Below are 9,562 nucleotides of genomic sequence, written 5' to 3'. Positions count from 1 at the left end.
GCGAAGGACCGCACGCCGCTTTCGGCGGAGGATCCCAACATCGTCGCTGTCGCAGCCGATTTTGCGATTGAAGGCGAGCAGCTGCCGGTATTCGATCTCGACGATGCAAAATCGATAGCCGACTTCATCGAGCGCACCACCGGGCTCGTTGCTTGAGCGCTGACGCAACGGCAGAATAGCCTTGCCCATTTTTACGGTTTTGCAGTTGCTTTTTTCTTGGAAAGAGTGGGAGTATCGCGCCAGCGGGCGGTCAAAAGCACCGCCCCACAGAGCCGTTCGGAACGACGGCCGGGACCATAAAGAGAGGACCATCATGCGTATTTCACTGCGTATCGCGCTTGCCGCATCGGCCGCGCTGCTGACGCTCGGCGTCGCCCAGGCCCAGGAAAAGACCCTAAGGATCGGCACCGAAGGCGCCTACCCGCCCTTCAACAACCTTACCGCCGATGGCCAACTCGTAGGCTTCGACATCGACATCGCCAAGGCGCTTTGTGATGAGATGAAGGTAAAGTGCACCTTCGTCGCGCAGGATTGGGACGGCATCATTCCCGCCCTTCAGGCCGGCAAGTTCGACGCCATCGTCGCCTCGATGTCGATCACGCCGGAGCGGATGGAAAAGGTCGATTTTTCGCACAAATACTACAACACGCCGTCGGCGCTCGCCGTGCCGAAGGACAGTACGCTGAAAGGCGTGACCAAGGAAGATCTCGCCGGCAAGACCATCGGCGTCGCCACCACCACGACGCATTTCAACTATGCCTCGAAGACCTACACTGACAGCACCGTGAAGGGCTATCCGAGCAGCCCCGAGGAGCAGGCAGATCTTGCCAATGGCCGTCTCGACGCCATCGAGGACGATATCGTCGTGCTGCAGCAGTTTCTGGATTCGCCTGATGGCGCCTGCTGCAAGATCCTCGGCCAGCCGTCGCCGCAGCCGGTCGAGATCTTCGGGCCTGGCGCCGGCATTGCCGTGCGCAAGGGCGAAACCGACCTGGTCAACAAGCTCAACTCGGCCATCGACGCCATTCGCGCCAATGGAAAATACAAGGAAATCAACGACAAGTACTTCAAGTTCGACGTCTATGGCGCCGAGTCCTGATAAAGGTCAAGACGGCGGGGAATTTCCCCGCCGTCTTTCTATTCGTCTCAGGAATGCCGTGGAGATAAGACCGGCCAATGCCAGCCCAGAGCATATGGACACTTCTCAGTTGGGGACCCGAAGGCTGGCTTGACGATATTGCCTATGGCGCACTGATCACCATTGCGCTTGCGCTTGCCACGCTGCCCATCGGATTGACGATCGGCTTTTTCATTGCCCTCGCCAAGCAGTCCGAAGAACCCTCGCTGCGCCTTGCCGCCAACATCTACACCACGGTCTTTCGCGGCCTGCCGGAGTTGGTGACGCTTTTCCTGTTCTTCTTCGGCATGCCGATCCTGCTGCAGCATCTCGTCAGGTATTTCCGGCCGGACACCACCATCGACGTCAACAGCTTCGTCGCCGGCATGATCGTGCTTGCGCTGATCTTCTCGTCCTATGCCAGCGAGGTTTTTCTTTCCGCCTTCCGCGCCATTCCCAAAGGCCAGTATGAAGGCGGCTATGCCATTGGTCTTTCGAACTGGCTGACCATGCGCAAGGTGATCGTGCCGCAGCTGCTGCGCATCGCGTTCCCCGGCCTGGAGAACTGCTGGCTCAGCCTGCTCAAGGACACATCGCTGGTGTCGGTCGTCGGCCTGGCCGAGACGCTGCGTAACGCTAGCATTGCCGCCCGCGTCACCAAGCATGCTTTCCTGTTCTTCGGTGTCGCCTCGCTGGTCTTTCTTGGCCTGGCCGTCCTGTCGTCCTTCGCCACCAGCGCTATTCTGCGCTCGCTTGGCCGGCAGGAGGCGCAGCGTTGAGCGCCACGGCCGCAATGGTCGAACGTCCGCCGCCACGGGCTCGCGGCTGGCCGCGCAGGCGTATCGCCGGTTACGCGCTGGTCTGCCTGTGGATTTTGTTCGGCATTGGCATCGTCAGCTATCTGGTTCTTGCCTGGAACCCTGAGTTCTTCGCCAAATATGCGCCCGCCTATTTGAGCGGGCTTGGGGTTACGCTCGCGCTGGTTTCCATATCGATGGTGCTCGGCGCGATTCTGTCGGTGCCCGTCGCTTATGGGCGCATGTCCAAGAACCGGATCCTGTCCGGCCTCGCCTATTGCTACGTCTATTTTTTCCGCGGCACGCCGCTGCTGGTCCAGACCTATCTCGTCTATTACGGATTGGGCTCGTTCAGGGTCGAGCTCCAGTCGATCGGCCTCTGGGACTTTTTCAAGGACGCGTTCAATTGCGGCGTCTTTGCGTTTGCGCTCAACACCGCCGCCTACCAGGCCGAAATCCTGCGCGGCGCCATCGAGAGCGTGCCAAGAGGGCAATGGGAAGGGGCGGCATCGCTTGGCCTGCACAAACTGCAAACCTTGCGCAAGATCATCCTGCCGCAAGCCTTGATCGTCGCCTTGCGGCCCTATGGCAACGAACTGATCCTGATGGTCAAGGCTTCCGCCATCGTCGCCATCATCACGGTCTATGATCTGATGGGCAATGCCAAGCTCGCCTTCGCCAACTCGTTCGACATCCAGGCCTATATCTGGGTCGCGCTCGTCTATCTGGTGATGGTCGAGATATTGCGTCATGGCGTCGAATGGATCGAGCGCCGGATCACCGTTCACCTGAAACGCTGACTATTTTCAAATTCAGCTGCACCAGTCGATCCTGCCCTGCGCATCTTGACGAATTGCGCGCAGAGCCTAGACGTCTCGCAGCAAATTCCGTTTCTGAAGGGCAAGCTCATGGCATCTGTTGCATTTCTCGGTCTTGGCGTGATGGGCTATCCGATGGCCGGGCACTTGAAGAACAAGGGCGGCCATGACGTCACCGTCTACAACCGCACCAAGGCCAAGGCCGAGCAATGGGTTGGCCAGCATGGCGGTAGCCTTGCGGCGACGCCAGCACAGGCCGCCGAAGGCAAGGATTTTGTCTTCTCCTGTGTCGGCAATGACGACGATTTGCGTTCGGTGACGACCGGTCCGGAAGGCGCCTTCAAATCGATGAAGAAGGGTTCGGTCTTCATCGACAACACCACGGCCTCGGCCGAGGTCGCTCGCGAGTTGGCGGCGGCGGCGCAAGTCGGTGGTTTTTCGTTTCTCGACGCGCCTGTCTCGGGCGGCCAGGCCGGCGCCGAGAACGGCGTGCTGACCGTCATGGTCGGCGGCGAGCAGGACGCTTTCGACAGAGCGAAGCCTGTCATCGACGCTTTTGCCCGCATGGTCGGCTTGATGGGGTCGGCCGGTGCCGGCCAGCTCACCAAGATGATCAACCAGATCACCATAGCCGGCCTCGTCCAGGGCCTGGCCGAAGGCATCCATTTCGGCAAGAAGGCCGGGCTCGACATCGAGAAGGTGATAGAGGTGATTTCCAAGGGTGCCGCCGGCTCCTGGCAGATGGAGAACCGCCACAAGACGATGAACGCCGGCAAATATGATTTCGGCTTCGCCGTCGACTGGATGCGCAAGGATCTCGGCATCTGCCTGGCCGAGGCCGACCGCAATGGCGCCAGACTGCCGGTCACCGCACTCGTCGACCAGTTCTACAAGGATGTGCAGGCGATGGGCGGCAAGCGCTGGGACACGTCCTCGCTGCTCGCCCGTCTCGAAAAATAGGTTCCGCGGTGCCAGAGCTCTCGCCTCAATCCAGTGCTGCAGAAATCGTCGCCCATCTGCGCGCTATCGGATCGGAGGAGAACCGCCTCGGCATGTTGCGCTACGGCATCAAGATCGACCGTGCACTTGGTATCACGCACGGCATGCAGCGGCAGATCGCCAGGAAGATCAAACGCAACCACGAGCGCGCCTTCGAGCTATGGGACACCGGCATCATGGAGGCGCAGTTCATCGCCTCCGTCACGGCTGACTCGAAACGGTTTTCTGCTGAAGATGCAAGACGATGGGCGGCTAGTTTCGACTCCTGGGACATCGTCGACGGCGTCTCGGATCTCTTTGTCGATACGGACGCCTGGAAAGAACTGATCGCCGAGTTTGCGGCCGATGAGCGGGAGTTCGTTCGGCGCACGGCCTTCGCCATGATGGCCTGGTCCGTCGTCCACCGGAAGAAGGAGCCAGGGGCGACCTTCCTCTCCTTCCTGCCGATCATCGAAACGCATGCGAACGACAGCCGCAATTTCGTGAAGAAGGCCGTGAACTGGGCGCTTCGGTCGATCGGCAAACGATCGATGGACATGCACGGCGCTGCCCTGGCTGTCGCCGAACGGCTGGCGCAGTCGACCGACAGGACGGCGCGCTGGATCGGCAAGGACGCGGTAAGGGAGCTGTCCAATGCCAAGACGCTGGCGCGGATCGCCGCAAGGAAAGGCTGACGGCGCGGAAACCCGCTTTCCGGCATGTCTGGATCTCGCCGACATGTGATGCGGCTGCCGACATGTGATGGCGGGAGCGTTGACGTCGCTGACAGCGGCGTCTTTACTTGAGCTTCAAAGGGACGCGGGCCAATGAGCAATCCTCTGAAATCAACCATAATGCTCGCAGCGGCATTGTTTGTGTCCGCGGCCACAGATGCCTCGGCCGAGACCGCGCACATATTCTGGAAGGATCTGCGTCCGGCTACGCAATCCGCCGCCGAAAACGTCGGGCTGCCGATGATCGCGGCAAAATTGCCCGACCACGGCGAGACGCTGTCCCTCAACCTGCAGGACAAAAGCATTCAGCTAGCCGGCTATGCATTGCCGGTCGATCGCGATGGCGATCTTGTCTATCAGTTCCTGCTGGTGCCCTGGACGGGTGCGTGCAGCCACATGCCGACGCCCCCGCCCAACCAGATTGTCTTGGTCACGCCGGCTCGTCCCTACAAGATGTCCGAGGCGTATCAGCCTGTCGCGGTCACCGGCGCGCTGAAGCCGGACATGGAGAAGAGCCAGCTGTTCATCCTCGACGGCGTCAGCGTCATCCAGTCTGGCTACAGCGTCCGCAAGGCAGATGTGGTCGCTGTCGGCAGCGTGCCGGACACCGTCACCCTGCCGGTCAATTCTCCCTGGAGTTTCCTCAACAAAAAGAAGAACTAAGCAGGACAACCTGCTGCAGCTCAGGCGGCGTTGGCACCCGATTCCTTGTCCAGCACCATGTAGTCGAGCGGGATTTCGGTCGTGTACTTGATCTGCTCCATGGCGAAGGAAGACGACACGTCACGGATTTCGATCTTGGCGATCAGACGCTTGTAGAAGGCGTCGTAGGCGGCGATGTCGGGCACCACGACACGCAGGAGATAGTCGACGTCGCCGCTCATGCGGTAGAACTCGACCACCTCGGGAAACTCCTGGATGACTTCCGAGAAACGCCGCAGCCATTCATGGCTGTGCGAATTGGTGCGGATCGACACGAAGACGGTGACGCGCACATTGACCTTTTCATGGTCGAGAATGGCAACGCGCCGCTTGATGACGCCCTCCTCCTCGAGCTTCTGGATGCGCCGCCAGCAAGGTGTTGTCGACAGCCCGACTTTCTTGGCGACGTCGGCGACCGCGAGTGTCGCGTCCTCCTGCAAAAGGCGGAGGATTTTTCTATCGAGGCGATCCATATCGTGCTCCCAAAGGAATAGAATGCCTATACTCTGCCTTATCCAGGCCTTTCACAAGAAAGGAATTCTGCTGATCGGGCAAAAAGCGAGTGATTTCTTGCTGAAAGGTCAGCCGAGGCGATAGCGGATTTCCGAACGCAGAAAAGGCAGCAAATCCATTTCAAACCATGGATTCTTCTTCAGCCAGCCGGTGTTGCGCCACGAGGGATGCGGCAGCGGCAACACTTTCGGACCGACGGAATTCTCCCAGATGGAGCGCCAATCCATGACCGTTTCCGTCAGGGAGGGCCGGCGCGCCGCACCCATATGCCAGGACTGCGCATAGATGCCGATTGTCAGCACCAGATCGATCCGTGGCATCGAGGCCATCAAGGGCGCGCGCCAGGCCGCCGCGCATTCGCGCCTCGGCGGCAGGTCTCCCCCCTTGGCATCCTGGCCGGGAAAGCAGAAACCCATCGGCACGATGGCGAATTTTTCGATGTCGTAGAATTCGTCGCTCGTCACGCCAAGCCAACTGCGCAAGCGATCGCCGGAGGCGTCGGTGAACGGCATGCCCGACAGATGCACCTTGGTCCCCGGCGCCTGGCTGGCGATCAGGATACGGGCGCTGGACGATGGGCGCAGCACAGGTCGTGGCTCATGCGGCAACGGCTTACCGGCCGGATTTTCCACGCAGATGCGACAGGCGCGGACCTTGGCGACGAGGTTTTCGAGTTCGGCAGTCATTCTCAGGCTGATGCGCTCGGCCGGCTGGAGACGGCCTGATGCCAGCGCAACACATTCGCGCAATCATACGGCACCTTGATGCGTGCCGGCTTCATGAAGTCCACAGCGATCAGGCCGGTGATGTCGGCGATCGAATAGCTGTCACCGGCGATGAACTCCCGGCTGCCCAGTTCTCCATCCAGCAGCCTGAGGAACGCCACGGCCTTCGGCTTGTTGGCCTCGCCCCATTCGGAGACCTGCGGGATTTCCCATTCCTTCATGGCCGGATGGGTGTGCCGGAAGGCCTGCGTGACGCAGCTGAGCAAATTGAATTCCATCCGCCTCTGCCACATCTCGACCTGCGCCTTGCCGAGTGCGCCACGCCCGAACAGGGCCGGTTCGGGATGCAGTTCCTCGAAATAACGGCAGATGGCGACGGATTCCGTGATGACGGTGCCGTCGTCGAGTTCCAGCACCGGCAGGCGCTGCAAGGGATTGCGCGAGCTGACCGCCTGTTGCCTGTGTTCCAGCGCCCCCATGTCGATGGGCACCTGTGGAACTTCGATGCCTTTCTCGGCCAGGAAAACGCGGACCCGCCTTGGGTTGGGCGCTCGGCCACCGTCGAAGAGTTTCATTCCATCCTCCTGTTCGTTCTCGGTTCGGCTTTCAGGACGCGCATCACCAGAAGCGAAAAATCTCGCGGACGGCATCGCCGATCGAGGCCAATGTGCCGTGCTTCTTCTCGACGACTTCGCCGTGACGGCTGTCTCGCCAATTCTGCGGCTGGTCGAACGTTCCCGCCCAGATGCCGGCCTTTCCCGCCCGGGCGACGGCCTCCTCGCTCTCGAAGTCGCCATACGCAACCGCCCAGCCCGCCTCGACCTGCGCGCGGTTGAGATCCTTGCCGCCGGCGGTGCAGTCGCCGAGCAACCGGCCATAACGATCACGTTGCCAGCCGGTACAAGAGACGGGCTTGCCGGCGATCAGGCGAACGAGCGACTGGCGCGCAAGCGTGCCGCAGGAATAGTCAGTACCGTTCTTGCGGCAGGTCTGCGTATATTCCGGAGCATCGATGCCGCGCATGCGGATACGCTCGGTGCCAAGCGTGATCGAATCGCCGTCGTTGATGATTGCCACGCCTTGCGTCTTGCGTGTCTCCACCCGGTCGAGGCGGGCCGCCAGCAGGATCAGCAGTCCGAGGATGATGACGGCAAGCCCGTAATCCACCAGCCGGCGCCACAGGCTTCTGGGGCGCGCAACGTATCTCCGGCGCGGTCTTGGCGACCATGAGCGGCTCATATGGCAAACGGTTGGTTAATCATTCGAACGTAGCTTAACACTTGGAAACCGCTGCTCGCATAAATTGAAGTTTTGATGCCCTTGCAACGCTCGAACACAGCGGACAAGTTCATTGTGGACCGCAGGAAACCTCATCGCAACAGCGATGTGGCGCGCGCGGTGCGCAAGACGCGTGACCGTCTTTCGCAGCAGGCCGGCAATCCCGATTTCGATCGTGAACTGCTGAAGCTCCATGCCCGCGCGATGACCAGCGGCGCCATCGCCATCCCGCTTCTTGTCCTGGCGATCGCGGCGGCCGGCCGGCTGGCCGGAATCGGCAACGAGATCGGGCTCTGGGCGCTGTTCACCCTGACCTGCTACACTATCGTTGCCTTCATGGCGCGGCGCATCGAGCGCACGGAAGCTTCCGAGCTCAACCCTTCGCAAGCAGGACGGGAATTCCTGATCGGCCATTTCCTGTGCGGTCTCGGCTGGGCATGGTTCGTGTGGCTTGGCTGCAGCGTCTGCGAGGTCGATCCGTTCCACATCGTCAAGGCCGTGGTGCTGTTGTTCGCCATGGCGGCGACCGCGGTGATGACCTCGTCTCTGCGTGGGGCGCTGTTGGCGACCTTTGCCGTTCCCGTGGCGCTCTACGCTTATGCCGGCGCCAAGCTATGGATGCCGGTCGAGGCGATCATGGCCGCGCTGCTGGTCGTTTCTCTGCCGTTCTTCGCCTATGTGGCCCGTCATCTCAACCACTCGTCCCTGATGATGTTGTCGTTCCGCTCCGAAAAGGATGCGCTGATCGCTGAACTGGAGACGGCGAAATCGATGTCGGACGAGGCGCGGCGGCGGGCCGAAGACGCCAATCTGGCGAAATCGCGGTTCCTCGCTTCGATGAGCCACGAATTGCGCACGCCGCTCAACGCCATTCTCGGTTTTTCCGAGGTGATGTCGAACGAGGTGCTGGGGCCGATGAGCAATCCCACCTATCGCGACTATGCCCATGACGTGCACGAATCTGGCCAGCATCTGCTCGACCTGATCAACGAGATCCTCGACCTTTCGCGCATCGAGGCCGGCCGCTACCAGCTCAATGAAGAACCGGTGATGCTGCTTGGTATCGTCGAGGACTGCTGTCACATGATGGAGTTGAGGGCGCGCAACAAGGATATCCGGGTCGTCCAGGATTTCGAGCACGAGCTACCGCGCCTTTTCGCTGATGAGCGTGCGGTGCGACAGATCACGCTCAACCTTCTGTCGAATGCGATAAAATTCACCGCTACCGGCGGTGAAATCCGTGTCCGCGTTGGTTGGACGGCGGGCGGCGGACAATACATTTCAATCAAGGACAACGGACCGGGCATACCGGAAGACGAGATCCCGATCGTGCTTTCCGCCTTCGGCCAAGGCTCCATTGCCATCAAGAGCGCCGAGCAAGGCACCGGGCTTGGCCTGCCGATCGTGCAAGGGCTGCTCGCCATGCATGGCGGCGAGTTCGAACTTCATTCCAAGCTGCGCGAAGGGACCGAGGCGATCGCGATCTTCCCGCTCAGCCGGGTGATGGAGGAACTGCCGGCACTGCCGACCGCGGCGGTGGCGGCTCGACGACGGTAATCCGGCAAGACTCTAGCCACGTACCGCAGCTGCCATGCCCGAACTGGTCAGCGCGGCGGCCTTGACCAGCCCCGCAGCAAGGGCGGCCCCTGCCCCTTCGCCATGGCTGATATCCAAATCAAGCAACGGGCGCAGCCCTAGCCGTTGGGCGGCGCGTGCATGCGCGGGTTCCGGCGACAGGCTGGCCAGAAGGCAATGCTCGAGCGCTGTGGGATTGACGCCATGCAGTACCGCTGCGGCTGCCGTCGCCGCCAATCCGTCGAGCAGCACCGGGATCTTCTGCATCCGCGCGGCAAGGATGGCGCCGGCGATCGCCGCGAATTCACGGCCACCGACCCGGCGC

The 9,562-nt window shown here is 61.2% G+C and carries 12 protein-coding genes and 1 pseudogene; 8 read left to right on the top strand and 5 right to left on the bottom strand.

Annotated features, from left to right (window positions below):
• The 7 genes and pseudogenes from EN984_RS38710 to EN984_RS11635 all read left to right on the top strand — a co-directional run.
• Positions 1 to 156, top strand: a pseudogene (locus EN984_RS38710) (molybdopterin-guanine dinucleotide biosynthesis protein B); the annotation flags it as partial.
• Between the two features lie 157 nt (positions 157 to 313).
• Positions 314 to 1,099, top strand: coding sequence for an ABC transporter substrate-binding protein (locus EN984_RS11660; RefSeq protein ID WP_027036615.1), 786 nt, complete (start codon positions 314 to 316; stop codon positions 1,097 to 1,099).
• 77 nt (positions 1,100 to 1,176) lie between these two features.
• Positions 1,177 to 1,896, top strand: coding sequence for an ABC transporter permease (locus EN984_RS11655; protein ID WP_127270845.1), 720 nt, complete (start codon positions 1,177 to 1,179; stop codon positions 1,894 to 1,896).
• Entirely contained in the window at positions 1,893 to 2,714 is an 822-nt protein-coding gene (locus EN984_RS11650) for an ABC transporter permease (RefSeq protein WP_127270843.1), read from the top strand. Before EN984_RS11655 ends, EN984_RS11650 begins: the two co-directional genes overlap by 4 nt.
• 108 nt (positions 2,715 to 2,822) lie before the next feature.
• Positions 2,823 to 3,692, top strand: coding sequence for an NAD(P)-dependent oxidoreductase (locus EN984_RS11645; RefSeq protein WP_127270841.1), 870 nt, complete (start codon positions 2,823 to 2,825; stop codon positions 3,690 to 3,692).
• An 8-nt stretch (positions 3,693 to 3,700) separates the two neighbouring features.
• Positions 3,701 to 4,405: a DNA alkylation repair protein gene (locus EN984_RS11640; RefSeq protein WP_127270838.1), complete on the top strand. Its 705-nt coding sequence runs from the start codon at positions 3,701 to 3,703 to the stop codon at positions 4,403 to 4,405.
• A gap of 132 nt (positions 4,406 to 4,537) precedes the next feature.
• Complete coding sequence (locus tag EN984_RS11635) at positions 4,538 to 5,107, top strand: DUF3299 domain-containing protein (RefSeq protein ID WP_127270836.1); 570 nt, start codon at positions 4,538 to 4,540, stop codon at positions 5,105 to 5,107.
• Positions 5,108 to 5,127: 20 nt separating this feature from the next.
• Here EN984_RS11635 and EN984_RS11630 read toward each other — a convergent pair whose 3' ends face one another.
• The 4 genes from EN984_RS11630 to EN984_RS11615 all read right to left on the bottom strand — a co-directional run bounded on the left by EN984_RS11630 (position 5,128) and on the right by EN984_RS11615 (position 7,623).
• Positions 5,128 to 5,619, bottom strand: coding sequence for an Lrp/AsnC family transcriptional regulator (locus tag EN984_RS11630; RefSeq protein WP_006205209.1), 492 nt, complete (start codon positions 5,617 to 5,619; stop codon positions 5,128 to 5,130).
• A gap of 108 nt (positions 5,620 to 5,727) precedes the next feature.
• Entirely contained in the window at positions 5,728 to 6,408 is a 681-nt protein-coding gene (locus EN984_RS11625) for a uracil-DNA glycosylase family protein (protein WP_127270833.1), read from the bottom strand.
• Positions 6,348 to 6,959, bottom strand: coding sequence for a glutathione S-transferase (locus tag EN984_RS11620; RefSeq protein WP_127270831.1), 612 nt, complete (start codon positions 6,957 to 6,959; stop codon positions 6,348 to 6,350). Before EN984_RS11620 ends, EN984_RS11625 begins: the two co-directional genes overlap by 61 nt.
• 43 nt (positions 6,960 to 7,002) lie before the next feature.
• Entirely contained in the window at positions 7,003 to 7,623 is a 621-nt protein-coding gene (locus tag EN984_RS11615; RefSeq protein WP_127270829.1) for a thermonuclease family protein, read from the bottom strand.
• A gap of 75 nt (positions 7,624 to 7,698) precedes the next feature.
• Here EN984_RS11615 and EN984_RS11610 point away from each other — a divergent pair, with 75 nt between their 5' ends.
• A complete protein-coding gene (locus EN984_RS11610; RefSeq protein ID WP_127270826.1) occupies positions 7,699 to 9,219 on the top strand; it encodes a HAMP domain-containing sensor histidine kinase in 1,521 nt (506 codons plus the stop codon).
• Between the two features lie 12 nt (positions 9,220 to 9,231).
• Here EN984_RS11610 and EN984_RS11605 read toward each other — a convergent pair.
• A partial coding sequence (locus EN984_RS11605; protein ID WP_206517420.1) for a nicotinate-nucleotide--dimethylbenzimidazole phosphoribosyltransferase occupies positions 9,232 to 9,562 on the bottom strand: 331 nt, incomplete at its 5' end.

Source organism: Mesorhizobium sp. M7A.F.Ca.CA.004.12.1.1 (assembly GCF_003997835.1).
GTDB lineage: Bacteria > Pseudomonadota > Alphaproteobacteria > Rhizobiales > Rhizobiaceae > Mesorhizobium.
The sequence above is the reverse complement of the archived record's forward strand: the minus strand, read 5'-3'. Positions and strand labels throughout refer to the sequence as shown.